The sequence below is a fragment of the Alicyclobacillus sp. SP_1 genome (assembly GCF_024706985.1).
Lineage (GTDB): Bacteria > Bacillota > Bacilli > Alicyclobacillales > Alicyclobacillaceae > Alicyclobacillus_I.
Genome location: NZ_JAMCCX010000105.1, coordinates 79540 through 95393, shown reverse-complemented (window position 1 = coordinate 95393; position 15854 = coordinate 79540). Strand labels below are relative to the sequence as shown.

The following is a 15854-nucleotide window of genomic DNA, read 5'->3' as shown; positions in this document are numbered from 1 at the left end:
GGACGAGGGGATCATGGTGGATCACGTTGTACTGGCTCGCGCCCTCTTCGGCACAACTCTGGGCTTCCACATTATTTTTGCGACTCTCGGGGTGGGAATTCCGCTGATGGTGTTGATTGCAGAAGTGTCATACACACTGACCAACGACCACGATTATTTGATTATGGCACGCCGTTGGACCAAAGGATTTACCGTACTTTTAGCAGTCAGTATTACCACTGGAACAACCGTCGCACTGCAACTCAGCTTACTTTGGCCCCGCTTCATGCGAATCGTCGGTCAAGTCATCGCACTCCCCTTTCTCATTGAAATATTCGCTTTCTTTTTAGAGGCCGTATTTATGTCCATCTATGTCTACGCAGCGGATCGAATCCCACAACGCTGGCGCATCTTCAGCGTCAGCTTAGTAGCTCTAGGAGCCGCTTTGTCCGCTCTCCTCATTACAGATGCCAACGCTTTCATGAACACTCCGCAAGGCTTTCGGTTCGACCACGGCCGCGTGACCGATGTCCACCCTTGGCAAGCAGTCTTCAATCCGGCGTTGCCCACCTCCGACCTGCATGTCCTCATCTCGGCGTACATGACGGTTCCCTTCATCCTCGCTACCGTAGCGGCATACGGACTACTCCGCCGCGTCCGCAGTCAACGGGAGCGCCAGCATCAAGAAAAAGCCCTGATGCTGTGCCTATCTTTGGGTGGTCTGTTCGGCATCATGACAGCCATCAGCGGCGATGCGAGTGGAAAATTCTTAGCCAAGTATCAGCCCCTTAAATTAGCGGCTGGCGAAGGGCTCTTTCACAGCATGCGCCACGCCCCCTTGGTCGTGGGCGGTTGGGTCGATGCAGCGCATCAACAAACTATCTGGGGGATTCGAATTCCAAGTGCGCTCAGTTTCTTGGCAACGGATCGATGGGATGGATATGTAAAAGGCCTTGACGCATTCCCGCGCGACGAGTGGCCGCCTCTCTTCGTCCACGACTTGTTTGATGCAATGGTGGGGTGCGGCTCTTTGTTGATTGTGGTGGCACTGGGGGCATGGCTCATAAAAACACTCCGGCGCAAAACAGACCAACCATTCCCAACGTGGCTCTTGTGGGTGTTTGTATTGACAGGTCCGCTGGCGCTCGTCTCCATCGAATGTGGTTGGTGTTACGGGTGCATCAGTCGACAGCCGTGGATTATCTACGGCCTCATGCGAACTGCGGATGCTGTCACCAACGCCCCTCATGTAGGGTTGATGTTTGGCCTCTTCATCTCTCTTTATGCTCTCCTCGGAGTGGCGACCATTCTCGTTCTGGTCGGTTACTTCCGCCGCCATCCTCTGACTCAAGACATTCAGGAGCCAAACTCGGGCTGGAAACGGACGGTGTGGCTACCATGACGGACGCCATGTGGGGGGCACTGCTCCTCTGGTTGCTCATGTTTCTCTATGCAATGGCTGGAAGCGTGGACTTCGGTGCTGGATTTTGGTCCATGTGGTATGCCGACGAGCGCGAATTGACAGCAGGCTCCATCGCCAACCGATACCTCTCCCCACTCTGGGAAGTGACCAATGTCTTCTTGGTCCTGTTCGCTGTCGCCGTCGTCGGGTTGTTTCCGGGGGCAGCATTTCAACTAGGCGATGTCCTGCTCGTGCCAGGCGGGCTCATCCTCATCTTACTGACACTGCGGACCGTATTCATGGCTTACGCGCACGCAGTAGAACGCCACGCGCGATTGCTGCGAATCATTTCCGGCGTCACAGGACTGCTCATTCCCGCTCTGTTGCTGTCCATCTTCGCCATCGCCGAAGGAGGTTTTGTCTACATTTCCAATGGGCATCCTGTCTTGGCACTCGGCCACCTCTTCACCAGCCCCGTCACGTGGTCGTACATCGCGCTCGGTATTCTCAGCGAGATAACTCTGGCAGCGGTCATTCTCGCCGACTTCTCCGACGTTCAGGGAGATGCTACCGCCTTTCAGATCTACCGTCGCCATGCCCTGCAACTGAGTCCCATAGCCTTGTTGGCTGCGGCAGCATGCCTGGCCATCGTCTCTGCTCATGCACCGTGGCTCGCCGTGAACCTGTGGTCAGAAAAACTTTGGTTCATCGGATCCGCCATCTGTTACGCGGGCTCTCTCGTCAGCTTGCTATTGGCCGTAGGGAGGCAAAGTCGGCTCATTCGCGCCGCAGCCGTGTGGTCCGTGGCCCAGTATTTCCTCGCGACCATCGGTTACGGCCGAGCGCACTTGCCTTACTTCCTGTATCCCACACTGACCGTTGATGCGAGTTTCACGAACTCAGAAATGTTTCGGTCGGTCATGATTGTCCTACTCATCGGGCTGGCCATTTTGTTTCCAGGCTTCCTCTGGCTGTGGCGACTCTTTCTCGGCCGCCACTCTGGTGACGAAAGACCTTCGGTGCCCCGAAAAGAGGGGACGCGCTCTTGAGCGCGCCCCCTGCCGCCATCCGACTTGCCAAAACACACTTTCTAAGGAGGTTTATGTCCATTGAATCCGAGCATCCTCACTCCTAATCCCCCATACTACGCCGTCATTTTCCGCTATGAACGCACCCATCTAGACACTCCAGAGTATGGCGATATGGAGCGCCAAATGTTGCAAGCCGCCAGTTCCAAACCAGGGTTCCTGGGCGCAGAACACGTCGAACAAAATAACGGAGGCATTCTCATCTCGTATTGGGAGTCGCTCTCTGCAGTTGACGCTTGGCGCAAGGACTCCGGACACAGAATGGCGAAAGCGCGGGGGGTTTCAGACTGGTACCAGAGTTTTTCTACTCGCATCTGCAAAGTAGAGGCCGATAATTTTTTCACACACAGCCCGGTCGAGAGGAAGCACGGGTAGATGGGAGGCCCGGTCGGCCAACCGGGTCCCGTCGGAAACTCCCGTGAAAAAAACGTGTGCAGCTAGCGTGCGTCAAACGAGATTGTACTTGGCCAAGACTTGACGCAAACGCCCTTGCATCTCGTCCGACGGCAGAGCCAGCGGACTGCGAATGACGGGCTTAATCTTTCCGGCCATAGCCATACACGCCTTCAGCGGCCCAGGATTGGTCTCCCAGAACAGCGCCTCATTCAATTCCAACAACTGAAAGTGCAAATCGCGCGCCGCATCCCAACGCCCTTCTTCACACAGGTCGAACAGTTCCGCCACTTCTCGCGGCATCAAATTCGCCGTGGCGCTGATATGCCCAGCTCCCCCCAGTGCCAACATGGGAAAGCACAACTCTTCAATCCCCGAGTACACATTGAAATCGCGGCCGCAGTGATGAAGCACGTGGCTTACTTGCTCGAAGTTCTTATTAGACTCTTTTACCCCGACAATGTTCGGGCAGTCACGCCGCAATCGAGCCAAAGTGGCTGGCTCCATGTTGACGCCCGTCCGCCCCGGAATGTTGTAGACAATGATGGGAATGTCCACACTGTCGGCAACTGTTCGGAAGTGTTCGTACAAGCCTTGCTGCGAAGGCTTGTTGTAATAGGGAACAATCACCAAAGCAGCATCCACACCCAGACGCTCCGCATGCTTGGTCAGACGCATGGTCTCTGTATGATTGGTCGATCCGGTCCCGAGCACGGTCGGCACTCGCCCCCGCACCTGCTCCACGGTGACTTCGAGGAGATATTCCCGCTCTTCGATGGTCAGAGAGCTTGGCTCCCCAGTGGTCCCCGCGCAAGAGATGCCGTGACTACCGCTTTCCACTTGCCAATCGATTAATTCACGGTACGTCGGTTCATCAAAAGCTCCTTGCTCTGTGAAAGGGGTGACCATCGGTACAATGGAACCTCGCAAAGTATTCATTCGCCTACCTGCCTTCCTATTTGATGAATGGGCGCAGTTGCTCGGACACCACCTGCTGATTCAAACGCGGTTGCATCGTGGTCAGGTCGACGACTGGTGAGGACTCCTGCCACCAGCTTTCGGGAGTCTTGTGCCCCCACAACGTCTGTCGGCGCGGATCCGTAGAACTCCAGCGAATGGGTTCCAGGTCTGGGTCAATGGTCAAGTAATCGCTCGTATACAGTTCAATGCGATGCCCGTCCGGGTCGCGCAGATACAGAAAGAAGGCATTCGATATCCCATGGCGACCCGGCCCACGCTCAATGTGCAGGTGGCGCTGTGCGCCTCCGAGCAAATCGCAACAGTGAATGATGGACTGCATATCATCCATCCAAAAACCTAAGTGATGCACGGAGGACCCACTGCCCTGCATCAACGCGACATCGTGAACACTCGGTTTGCGATGCAGCCAGGCTGCTGTTATCCGCCGCGGCTCGTCATCCGTCTCGACGTACTCGGTCAGGCGAAATCCCAATTTCTCTGTCCAAAACGAATATGCCGACTCAAAATCAGCGACGAACAGATTGAAATGGTCCATGCGCCGCACCGCCGCACCGCGGTGCAAATGATACAACTGATGGTGGGACGGCACCGCGTCCATCTCGCAAAAGTATTCAATAGGAAATCCATTCGGGTCCTCCACGAGGACCGCACGGCCTTGGCCACACTCCTCTCCTGGCGCCCGCTCACGAACCAAGCATCCTGCTGCTCTATACAGCTCTGAGAGCGCTTCCAAATCTTCCGGACGCAGAACGCGAAAGGCGAGATGGGCTACCGCTGGATGCTCTGCCTGAGTCAACACTAAGCTGTGATGCACGCGCTCCTCCACGCCCCGCAAATAAATCTGATTGCGACTTTCTTCAGAAACCACAAAGCCCAAAAAGTCCACATAGAATTCGCGGGAGCGCGCCAAGTCTGTCACCCACAACTCTGCGTGGGCAGCACGCAGAATGTCAATGCCACCCACTCTTGCTACGCTAGTCTTCGACACGTCACTCTCACCTCCTGCATCAACCCATCGGATGCGCCGTCTTGGCATCCGTCGAACTGCTTTCTTCGAGCAATCGCCGCACCCGTTCCACTGCCGCCGATTTGTCGTAGGACTGATAGTAGACGCCCGCCATGCGCACCGGATCGCCAAAGAAATAGCGTTCATAGAGCACTTGGCGTGAACCGAAGGCACTGAGTGCCGTATCCCAGGCGAGCCGGAACAAGCGCACACGGTCTGCGGCAGGGACGTTGCGCGCCACCAGATAAGCGTCAATGTCCGGGCGAATCGCGCTCGTCATGTCCGACTCCGACGGAATGGCCATGAGACCGCTCGCGCCGAGTAATTGTATGATTTCAACCAGCCGCGGATAAGTTTTCGGGAACATCTGGCGCGCAGCATTGAGCGGATTCCAAGCCGGCGTCATCACCCCCCACTCATCGACTGTGGCATCCGCAATAGCCGCAGTATTAAACGCTTTCATCGTCTCGACAGCCAAGATAATCTCGCTCATTTTCTCCTGCACATGTTGAAATTGGCCAATCCCGATGGCGTCCACCATCTCTTCGGCCACTCCGAGCACAAATTCTGCTTTCGCAATGTTCTTTTGCAGCACTTGGTGTGTCATGTGCAGGGTCGCGTGTGTCTGCATGTGAAGGTTATTGCAGAGTTTGGCATCTTCGAGAAGAAACACGCGGTCCCAAGGGACTAGGACGTCATCGAACACAACGAGTGCGTCCATCTCCTCAAAGCGCGATCCGAGCGGGTGGTCAAAGTGGGACTTTCCATAGTCGAACGTCTCGCGACAAATATAGCGCAGCCCTTTCGTCGAATTGGGGATGGCGAACGCGAAGGAATACGGGTTATCTTCTTCAGTCCCTTTGAGGAGGGTGGAAGGGAAGACTAGAATTTCGTCAGTGATGGGGCCCTGCGTGGCGAGCAGGCGAGCGCCGCGAATGACGACGCCCTGCTTGTTTTTTTCCACCACGTGCGCCGCTACGTGTGGATTGGCCTGTTGACTCACGGTTAACGCACGATTGACCTGTGGATTGATGAGCGTGTGCGTGAGCGCCAAGTCATTCTCCCGAACATAAGCAAAGTAATTCCGGATGTTCTCAGCATAGGCAGGCGCATTTTCAGCGAAGTACGCTGCCGCTTGGCTCATCGCCATGAGGGCACTGTTGAGATAGTCTGGCGAGCGACCCATCATGCCTCCGGTGGCGTCCGCCCAGGTCTTCATCATGCGGGCCCGCTGCGCCAAGTCGTCCTTCGTTTTGGGCACCAGAAACGACGTTCCGTAGCGGGATCCACCCACATCAAAGGTCATTACATCGCGGTTCTGCTCTTCGTGCTGCAGGTCGTACAGGTGCGCCATACTCTGCATGACATTGCGAAACGCCGGGTGTTTTGACATCGGACCTTCCACCCGTTCGCCGTCAATCCAAACTTCCCGTCCTTCGCGGTCCATCCGCTCGAGATAATCTGCTCCTGTTCTAGCGCCCATGGTTATTGCCTCCCTCTGTCGGTGGATTCATGCCAAATTTGGGGATTGGATGATGGCCGAGAGCGACGTGAATGGTTTTCAGTTCTGTGTAGAACTCGAAACTGTAGTGGCCCCCTTCTCGTCCAATGCCGCTGTATTTCGATCCGCCAAACGGCGTCCGCAAATCTCTGACGTTCTGGGAATTAATCCACACCATCCCGGATTGAATCTGCGCGGACACGCGATGGGCGCGCGTCAAGTCATTGGTCCAAACGTATGCTGCCAGTCCGTACCGGATGTCGTTGGCGAGGCGAATGGCCTCCTCTTCCGTATCAAAGGGAATGGTCACAAGCACGGGTCCAAAAATCTCCTCTTGGGCGATGCGCATTTGATTGTCTACCTTCGTAAAGAGGGTTGGGCGGACGATATTTCCGACTTGGTTCGCTGGTGACGGACCCCCCACAGCGCAAGTGGCACCTTCTTCTGTGCCAAGCCGAATATAGTCTTGAACGCGCTCAAAATGTTGGCGATGAATCAGAGGCCCTACTTCAGTCTCTGGGTCGAGCGGATTGCCCACTCGAATGTTGGCCACACGAGCAGCAAGGCGTTCTTCAAACTCGGCCTGAATAGAACGTTCGACAAACAGCCGCGAAGAAGCGGTACAGCGCTCTCCGTTTAGAGAAAACAGTCCGAATACGGCGGCATCCAGAGCCCGGTCTAAGTCTGCGTCAGCAAATACGAGAATCGGCGATTTTCCGCCGAGCTCCATCGAAAACCGCTTTAAGGTCGATGCGCCGTTTCGCATAATTTCCTCGCCGGTCGTCGTCTCGCCCGTAAACGAGATGAGATTGACCAGTGGATGGCGAACGAGTGCTGCGCCAGCAGTCTCGCCGAAACCATGAACCACGTTGAATACGCCTTTGGGCACCCCCGCTTCGTGAAGAATTTGTGCCAACTTGGTCGCAGTCAATGGCGACCACTCTGCTGGCTTGAGGACTGCCGTATTGCCTGTCGCTAGACACGGCGCAATTTTCCAGGTAGCGAGCATCAGCGGAGTGTTCCAAGGAGTGATGAGTCCGGCCACCCCGACCGGGCGGCGCAGTGTGTAATTGAGAAAAGCGCCGTCAACAGGATATGTCTCCCCCGTCATCTCTTCCGCTTTGCGTGCAAAGAAACGAAAATTCTCGGCTGCGCGTGCGGCCTGCCCGCGTGCTTGCGAGATGGGCAACCCGGTATCAATCGTTTCCAGGTACGCCAATTCGTCGCCGTGCGCCACCAATCCATCGGCAATGCGGTTCATCACGGCAGCCCGTTCTTTCGTGGTCATGGTCTGCCACGGTCCCTCATGGAAAGCGCGATAGGCCGCTTCTACCGCTCGCTCAATATCCTCCGCGAATCCTTCCGCAACGGTGGTGATGACTTCCCCAGTCGTCGGGTTGATGGTTTCAAAGCGCTTACCCAGCGCGCCCTCAGTGTACTCTCCATCGATAAAGTGTTGAGCCGGTTGAATTGGCATCGGTCGTCCTATTTCCGTCATCACTCTGGTCCTCCCCCTCGAATCCTCAGTCTCTCGCATGCTCTCTGCAGAGCGGGTGGGAGACCGTCACCCGCCCGACCATCTCCATCACGACTCCGTTACAATGGGATTTTCCAGTGAGCCAATGTGGTCAATCGTAAGGCGCATGATATCGCCAGGATATACGTGCGACACACCTTTCGGCGTTCCGGTCCAAATCATGTCATTCGGCTGCAAAGTCATAAACGAACTTATGAACTCAATGAGATACGGAATGTCAAAAATGAGGTCCCGCGTATTTCCTTCTTGCCGCAATTCACCATTGACATAGGTGCGAAGTCCAACGTTGGAAACATTCGGTATGTCATCGCGGTCTACCCACCACGGACCCATGGGTCCAAACGTGTCAAACCCTTTGGCTCGAATCGGAGGACGGTACATATTGCCCACAAAGTCACGAATGGTCACATCATTGGCGATGGTGTATCCGCTTACATACTCCATAGCATTGCGTCGGTCAATATTTCTTCCAGCTCGACCGATGATAACTGCCAATTCGACCTCATAGTGCATGTATTCAATGCCAGTAGGTGCAACCACTGCTTGTCGATGGCCAATGAACGTATTCGGCGCCTTCAAGAAGAGAACTGGTTCTTTCGGAATGTCTAGCTTAAGTTCGTCCGCGTGGTCTGCATAATTGAGCGCTAACCCGACGACATTCCGAGGCTCGATGGGGGTCAACCAAGTGACCACCTGTTCCGATACGGCGGCGCCCTTCTCATCAAGAAGTACTCCTTCTTCGCTGACCGTGCCGTAATGTACCCGACCATTTTGCATATAGCGTGCGTGTTTCATCCGGTTTCTCCACTCTCCCCATGATTCGTCTTTCGTCAACATATTTTCCAGAGGTACTATTCGTTGCGACGACGCTCCGCGTAAGCGCCGGCGAAAAATAAAAGTGGCTCAATGGCCTCCTCGGCTCGGTAAAGACTGATGACACGGCCGAGAACAATGTCGTGGTCACCGGCGGAAAAGACATCAGCTCGTTCACAGGCTAGTGCTCCCAACCCTCCAGCTACCCGATGTGTCCCTGAAAAAGGAACGAATTCAAAGTCTGGCTTGACATCCAAGCCACGCCCACCCGCAAAATAGCGCGACAAACTCTCCTGTTGTGCAGCGAGAATCGTGATACAAAAACTGTGACTGGACTGAATATGCTTCGCCATGCGCGACCCTTTTGCAATACAGACCAGTACCAGCGGGGGCTCGAGCGACACTGAAGTAAAAGAATTGGCTGTCATTCCATGAATCCCGTCGTCCGCTTCCATCGTGACAACTGTCACTCCCGTGGCAAACTGACCCAACACTTTCCGAAATTCTGTTTTGTCAACCGTCTGTACCACCATGCTCCCTCCTCTCCACTACAAGGACTGCGGCCGCGATGTGCCGCTTTCAAATGAAGAAACCCGTCGTCCAGCAAAAGGACATCGCAAATTCGCCTGGTGAATTGCATAATTCATTCTATTCTTATAAAATCGTATCGAATCAAGTCTCGTCTGTCAACGACCTTTGCGACGAGCATCCAGTGAATTGCATTGGGTTCTGGCGATAAGTATCAGCGAGAATGGAGGCGCTCTCATTGCGCAATGTGCATATTGAGCCGATTCGCGTACTCGAACGAACCATCGATGTACTACAAGCCTTTTCCATACATGCTCCACAATTGACCATCGACGAAATTGTCACCCTCACGAAACTTCCTAAAGCGACGGCGTACAGAATTCTTTACACGCTGGAACTCAAGCACTGGATTCGTTTTGACAAAGATAGTCGGAAATACCAGCTCGGATTTGCTGTGATGGAATTGAACAACATTGTCGAGGCTACGCTCAATGTCCGTGAAGAAGCGCAGCCCCATTTGTTGCGACTGTATGAAGAGACAGGACAGACCGTCCTGCTATCCGTGCGAGAGGAAGAAACACTCGTTTACGTATATCGACGGGAACGCCCGGAAGGACTTAAAGTGTCCGTCTTTGAAGGACCGCGACGACCGTTATGTTTTGGCGCCTTTGGGTATGTCACGATGGCTTACCTTTCGCCTGCCGACCTAGAGTCCGTAATTTCGAGAGGGTTTCCAAAATTTACAGAGCGAACGGTGACAGAACCAGAGACCGTGAACAGTCGATTGGACAAAATTCGCCTTGAGCAAGTCTATGTTGACCATGAAGAAGCCATTCTTGGCGTCACTGGTATTGCCGCCCCCGTGTTCGGGAAGCGGCAACAGATGCTTGCCGCCATCGGCGTCAATGGACCATCCATATCGTGGGACAGAGAGTCCCTGGCGCGAACGGTAAACACCGTACGGGAAGCCGCCCGGGCACTCTCTGCACACTTTTCGACGTGACGCAAAAACTCGTAATTCCCCTGGATTGATAGTTGAAGGCAGATTGTGCCTATATTCAAATTCCATCGAGAGACCTAGAAATGCCCCTCATCGTTGACCCTAACAACACATCATGGGGCCGTTGGCCTTCTCTGTCGCAGAATCACCATCAATTGCTGGCCAGCCACTCCACGCTCATGCCACCCGCGATTCGCTCGTCGCGTTTGGGGGCGGTTACGACAATGCGCGCTGGTTGCACCGAGCGCTGGTTCGGTTCCATGATAGTATCTGTCACCATGCCACTGCTGCTCGTTGTCAGCTGTGTGATAGGCATCGCCGTCGAGTTTGACGAGCCCATCATGGTCGATCCGCCAGTGCCACTGCCCATCCCTGCTCCTCCAATGGTCACATGGGCGCCTTGAATCGGTCCTTGACTGCTGTAGACCCCGATAGCAAATCCAACCTGCGACCCTTTCTTCGAACTCGTCAGAAACGGCGTGGTCGTGACGTAATCGCCAACCGGCGCAGTACGCGTCGCGCTTGGAGACGTCCACCACGCATCGAGCACGCCGCCAACTTTCTTTGTCTTGACATTGTAGCTGCTGAGATTACCGATGCGGACTCCTACCATCTCCATGGAGTTCGTCGGCTGACCCAAGAGTACTAATGTTGCTTCCCCTTTTTTATTGGTAGTGTCGGTATAGCTGGCAACGTACTTTTTCGCTGCCGAAGTACCGGATGCATACCAATGCGCCGGTCCTACGCCACTCAGTGGCGCCATCGGTCCGATGTAAAACGTCACTGGCTGGTTCGCTGCCGGACTCCCTTTCTTCGTCCGTGCGGTCAAAACAAATACGGCCTCGTCTCGTTTCGACCCAGCGTGCAGAGTTCCCGCCAACACCTGCGCCGTTTTATTGACCGTAACCGTGGCTACATCTCCGCGCGTGGCAGCCGAAGCTACCCCCGTGCTGGCAGCCACCGTGCCACACCCTGTCACGGCGGCGAGAATAGCCGCCGCCGAAACGCCAATTCGCAAACCACTCCAAAGTTTCTTTTTCATAATTTCCCCCCATACCATTGAGCTTCCAGTGAAAGGTGACATCCTTGTTGTTTCCTTCTCTCTATTTTGCCCGATGAAACAAGACAGTGCCACCGTCACCACCGAAGATGAGGACTTTTGTAGAACGTTTTCAGGGCATGCTCACAAAACCCTACCCATATAGGTCATAGCTCGTCCACATTTTGGTCAATTGGCTTGCCCACATTTTGCTCAATTTGCTTGTCGGTATTTTGGTCAATCCACTCGTCATCCCGCGCTACTTGCCGACTTCTACTCAACGAGACGCGATGGCCACCTTTGGATGGCGGCCATCACGCTCTAAAATAGGCTAGATGCGCTTGATTTCGAAGGTATCTTTCTGAAGATAGAAAGCTTGCGGAAATGAATTCCCGAGAACCCACCAAGAGATGCCGCGCAAGCCGTATTCATAGACCAAAGAGAATTTAATGGCGGCACTCAGGGCGTCGTCAAACCAGACTTCGTGCTCTTGTGGACCTGCGTCATAACGATAGGTCGGAGACGCAGCCGACTCGTTAAATTGAATCGGCACTTGCTGACTGACAGCAAGGTTTTGGGCACTGTTGTTGGAGAGACTCGCCGCCCGCAATCCCTTGTGCCAAGGAATGGGCCAGTCGTAGCCGTACAGAGACATGCCCATGAGAATCTTATCCGGAACAATCACCGAAGTCGCATAATCGAGAACGGATCGAACCTGTTGAAGAGGAGCCACAGCCATTGGAGGACCGCCGACCCATCCCCACTCGTAGGTCATCAACATCAAAAAATCCACTAACGACCCGAGCGTCTTGTAGTCGAACGCTCCCATCCACGGTGCATTCGGCTCGTCCGACGTCTTTGGCCCCATAGCGATGGAGAGAGAATACCCGCGCGGACGAACGGCTTTACCTACTTGCTCGATGAACTGATTGTAGAGAGGTCGGTCGCTTGGCCGCATGTGCTCAAAGTCGACGTTCACACCGCGAAACTGTCCGGCACTCAGTTCGGCGAGCACGTTGTCCAACAGTTTCTGTCGAAGCGATGCATTGGCCAGAATGGTATGAGCGAGACTGGTACTAAAGTTGTTGCCGTCAAAATTCGTGACCGTCATGAGCGGCGCCATCTTTTCTCGCTTTGCCGCCTGCCGAGCGATGGTGTCTTTCAGTTTTACCAATCTTCCGTCCAGCCTGGCTTGATACGAGAACATCGACACGTACGTGAGGTCCGGTGTCATTTGAAGAATTTCCGCGTCATCTGGAGTCCCAGACGGGGTGATGTACCCATTGACTTCAATGGTCTTCTTCACCGTGAGCTTTTTGGGCAGGTACAACTTTTGACCAGGTTTCCACAGCGCGGTCGCTTGTGCTTGACTCTTGACGCCAGTCCAATTGGACAATTCCAGCTCCGTCACCCCAAGTTTTTTGGAAATCGAGGCCAACGTGTCCCCAGTTTGAACAGTGTACTCCTGTACTGTGACGTCGCCCCCGGGAACAATGAGATGCAGCCCTGGAACTAAGATGTTTTCACTTTCCAACTCGTTTAGGCGCAACAACTCGCGAACGGTGGTACCGTAGTTGGCAGCAATCTGACGAAGGGTATCGCCGCGAACCACTGTATGGATACGCACAGAATTCTCCCCCTTTAAGTGCTTCCCTGCGGACAGAATGACCCGCTGTGTCTGGCACTCTGCCCAGAATGGATTAGAGCATCCTATGCAGTCATGGGCATTTGTGCTTATTCGAGACCATCGAGCGCCGCCCATTAAAGCAGGAGAAAACCCACGAGGATTAAGCCAAATCCATCCTTGGAACCAAGATTAGAACAAATAACTTGTCGGATAGGACTTGACACAACGGCCAGTTCCGTCAAACCGAAGGGGAAATTCTCTCGAAAATGTCGGATATATTGCCCTGGTAGACGACACGATAATGAGGGTCATGAAGGAGGAATACAGAGAGAGGATAGCTAGGGGGCATGAGGATATATCGAAAGTCGTAGTCGTCCAGAAGTGCAGGAGCCTCAGAGCCAAGATTTTGCAACTGCATGTAATTTGCAAATGTGTCATTTTCTAAGAAGATGTCCGTTCTGCCATCGACAAACGTTGGAATGTGGTTATAGATAAGATAGCCGCCCCAATCATACGCATTGAGAAGACTGGTGGTGACGTGATGACGGTGTAAGTACTGAACCGCTCCTGCAGGAAAAGCTCCCGTTGAAAAGTGCTCGGAAACCGGGCCGCGACTGGCTGGCATCGCCTGCGCCAGAAACACGAGAGCAACCACAGACGCCAGTCCAGAAAGAGTGCGGGTGTACCAGCGGGATCGGATAAAATAGCGGCCAAATCCGGTCATCGCCTCAGCTAGGAGCGGCGCAGCGGCAATGGTCATATAGGGTAAAAACCGCTGATAAATGAGGGTCAGAGCAAACGTGACACAGACGTAGATAAAATATTTCAACGAAACCGAGCGCTTTCTCCCGACAACGAGAAAAAATAACACGAGAACAAACGGCAATACGCCGTATTTGTACATATGCCAATGGAAATTGGGTGAATGCCACTCGACGATACTCTGCACCATGAGATGATTCTCGCCGAGGAGCGCATATGCATATTCGTGCCAAGTATTCGGATTGATGAATCCGATGCCTGCGCCAACGAGCCCCGTGATGAGAATTCGCCAGCGGTTCGCTGTGGAGAAACGCAAGGGCTGAAATTTGCCAATGGGAGGCGCAAAGGAGAGGATGAGTTCAAAGAAGAGCATGAGTGGGCCGAGAGAGACAGATGCGTGCGAATTGGCCCAGAGCAGCATCAAAGGAGGGACGAAGAACAGTGCTTTCCAACGGTCGCGCCGGACCATCTCCAGAATGAGCAGAAATGCCGCGAACAGTGCATAGGAGAAGATTTGTGGTCGCAGCACCCAGAACGACCACGGAACCAAGGAAGCGAGTACCGTCACGAGGGCCGCGACCACTGTATTGCGCTTGGAGGCCCACATGGCTAACTGAAAGACCAGCAGAGACGTGACGAGTTCCACAACGACGATTAAGCACCAAACCCCTAAGAAGCCAAGTTTTGCCGCAAGCCACGCTAGAACCACCTCGAAAAACCACTCTTGCGTAATCCAAGGGTGGCCGCGCATGGACCAAGAGAACGGGTCGTGATGAGGAATGTGGTGATGCGCCAAAATATAGGCCCCAGTAGCCAAATGCCAAGGAGTGTCTGGGTCGGTTAGCGGAGCGAGTGCGTTCCACGCGAAGATGCACAGCCACACGACGAGAATCGCCGTCGGCACGCTGAGAGCCGATTGCAAAACCTTCTGTAGCCGCAAAATCGCGCACGCCTCCTTTAGGTTTGTGTCGGTCCATCGTAGGCTCACTTCGCGCTGGGTCTGGCGCTGCGGTTTCTTCTGAAGCCGAGCGGTCTACCTTTACGCCACCCGGTCAGAACCTGAACTTTTATCCGAAGCTCCAAACGCATTGCCCTCTCGGTTCACCGGATGACCGTATGCTCGGTTTGCATCGTGCTATACCAGGCGACTTCACATACCAAATCGAGTGGTTTGGCGCACCAACAAGTCGACATAGTAGAGTGTGGTGGCAAGGACCGCCCAAGGCTGCACAAACAAATTGTAAATCGCGAGAATAATCGACTCGGCCACTACACTCGTGTTCATCGCCCCCAATAGATACGACAAGAGGGTGCGCAGAACGCTTGTAAAAATCAACACCATAATGAAAAAGACGAGTGTTCGCCAAAAGTGGCGACGAGTCAACTGCCATGAACGGAGAACCGCGGTGAACCCGCCAATTCGGTCGGCCAGCGTAGCAATCAGTGCAAAGCCAATGCGAACTGCCAAGAAGATGAGAAACAGGACTACTAAAGCAAGCAAGATGCCAAACACAATACTGCCAAGACCCGCGACAGCAACCAGAGCGCTAATCAGCGAAATGACGATAAAGCAGACAAAAACACAGCCAATTCCGAGGAGTGCAAGGACAATCAGCGTTCCTATGTATGGCAATAAGCGCCGAAACGTGTGCGAAGAGGCATCATTGAGCGATGCGCGCGAACCATTCACGGCAAACATCAAAACAAAAAAGACAAGAATTCCGTCGAGCAACGGCGTGACCAAAAATGTCGAAATGAACGAGACAGCCGTCAACCAAGTGTATCCTCGCGAGGCCAGTAGGTCTGCGGTCTGTGACGAGGTGGAAGAGGTACCAGAGAGGACTGATTGCAAAGCTACGCTCATCTGGTGAAGAAACGACGTCGTCTCATAGTGCGAAGTCACAAAAATGCTGAGAATGCTGAACGGCACCAAAATGAAAACAGCAGCGCTAAAGACGAAGCGGAAGTTTCGAATGTAAAGCAATACGGCTTCTCCCAAAATTTGAAACACAGTTCGCGGCGGACGCGTCAGGCGCGGAGCATTCATGTCTCGGTCAACCCCCTATAGGAAATTGGCGGTGCGGCCACTCCTGTAAATCGACCCAGCGACCACCACACCGATGCCCGAAGGTGCGCATCGTCAACTTTGACCATCATAGCATACCACCCCGCTGGTTGCCGAAACTGCCTCGTTTTGA

At 54.0% G+C, this 15854-nt stretch carries 14 protein-coding genes; 4 read left to right on the top strand and 10 right to left on the bottom strand.

Annotated elements, in window-relative coordinates:
* The first annotated feature begins 16 nt into the window (after positions 1-16).
* From M4I36_RS16620 to M4I36_RS16610, 3 genes are read left to right on the top strand one after another with little or no spacing between them, the layout of a single operon-like run.
* Complete coding sequence (locus tag M4I36_RS16620; protein WP_258112895.1) at positions 17-1381, top strand: cytochrome ubiquinol oxidase subunit I; 1365 nt, start codon at positions 17-19, stop codon at positions 1379-1381.
* A complete protein-coding gene (locus M4I36_RS16615) occupies positions 1378-2430 on the top strand; it encodes a cytochrome d ubiquinol oxidase subunit II (protein ID WP_258112878.1) in 1053 nt (350 codons plus the stop codon). Before M4I36_RS16620 ends, M4I36_RS16615 begins: the two co-directional genes overlap by 4 nt.
* A gap of 60 nt (positions 2431-2490) precedes the next feature.
* A complete protein-coding gene (locus M4I36_RS16610) occupies positions 2491-2844 on the top strand; it encodes an antibiotic biosynthesis monooxygenase family protein (protein WP_258112877.1) in 354 nt (117 codons plus the stop codon).
* Between the two features lie 72 nt (positions 2845-2916).
* Here the strand turns inward: M4I36_RS16610 and hpaI are convergent, their stop codons facing one another.
* The 6 genes from hpaI to M4I36_RS16580 form a co-directional block, all read right to left on the bottom strand.
* Positions 2917-3801, bottom strand: a complete 885-nt coding sequence (hpaI, locus tag M4I36_RS16605) for a 2,4-dihydroxyhept-2-ene-1,7-dioic acid aldolase (protein ID WP_258112876.1) — start codon at positions 3799-3801, stop codon at positions 2917-2919.
* Between the two features lie 16 nt (positions 3802-3817).
* Positions 3818-4831 carry a 3,4-dihydroxyphenylacetate 2,3-dioxygenase gene (gene hpaD / locus M4I36_RS16600; protein WP_258112875.1) on the bottom strand — a complete coding sequence of 338 codons (1014 nt, stop codon included), beginning with the start codon at positions 4829-4831 and terminating at the stop codon, positions 3818-3820.
* Positions 4832-4850: 19 nt separating this feature from the next.
* Positions 4851-6332, bottom strand: coding sequence for a 4-hydroxyphenylacetate 3-monooxygenase, oxygenase component (hpaB, locus tag M4I36_RS16595; RefSeq protein WP_258112874.1), 1482 nt, complete (start codon positions 6330-6332; stop codon positions 4851-4853).
* Positions 6322-7827 (bottom strand): 5-carboxymethyl-2-hydroxymuconate semialdehyde dehydrogenase, encoded by a 1506-nt coding sequence (gene hpaE / locus M4I36_RS16590; protein ID WP_258112894.1) that lies wholly within the window; start codon positions 7825-7827, stop codon positions 6322-6324. The genes hpaB and hpaE overlap by 11 nt, the downstream gene beginning before the upstream one ends.
* A 108-nt stretch (positions 7828-7935) precedes the next feature.
* Entirely contained in the window at positions 7936-8682 is a 747-nt protein-coding gene (locus tag M4I36_RS16585) for a fumarylacetoacetate hydrolase family protein (RefSeq protein ID WP_258112873.1), read from the bottom strand.
* Positions 8683-8738: 56 nt separating this feature from the next.
* On the bottom strand, positions 8739-9233 hold the full coding sequence (locus tag M4I36_RS16580; protein WP_258112872.1) for a flavin reductase family protein: 495 nt from the start codon (positions 9231-9233) through the stop codon (positions 8739-8741).
* A gap of 242 nt (positions 9234-9475) precedes the next feature.
* On the opposite strand from M4I36_RS16580, the gene M4I36_RS16575 reads away from it, so the two are divergent.
* Positions 9476-10231, top strand: coding sequence for an IclR family transcriptional regulator (locus tag M4I36_RS16575; protein WP_258112893.1), 756 nt, complete (start codon positions 9476-9478; stop codon positions 10229-10231).
* Between the two features lie 148 nt (positions 10232-10379).
* On the opposite strand, the gene M4I36_RS16570 is transcribed toward M4I36_RS16575, so the two are convergent.
* The 4 genes from M4I36_RS16570 to M4I36_RS16555 form a co-directional block, all read right to left on the bottom strand.
* Positions 10380-11270, bottom strand: coding sequence for a hypothetical protein (locus M4I36_RS16570; RefSeq protein ID WP_258112871.1), 891 nt, complete (start codon positions 11268-11270; stop codon positions 10380-10382).
* Between the two features lie 328 nt (positions 11271-11598).
* Positions 11599-12894: a glycoside hydrolase family 18 protein gene (locus M4I36_RS16565; protein ID WP_258112870.1), complete on the bottom strand. Its 1296-nt coding sequence runs from the start codon at positions 12892-12894 to the stop codon at positions 11599-11601.
* A 238-nt stretch (positions 12895-13132) separates the two neighbouring features.
* Entirely contained in the window at positions 13133-14596 is a 1464-nt protein-coding gene (locus tag M4I36_RS16560; protein WP_258112869.1) for a hypothetical protein, read from the bottom strand.
* Positions 14597-14806: 210 nt separating this feature from the next.
* Positions 14807-15703 carry a DUF7847 domain-containing protein gene (locus M4I36_RS16555; protein ID WP_258112868.1) on the bottom strand — a complete coding sequence of 299 codons (897 nt, stop codon included), beginning with the start codon at positions 15701-15703 and terminating at the stop codon, positions 14807-14809.
* Positions 15704-15854 lie beyond the last annotated feature (151 nt).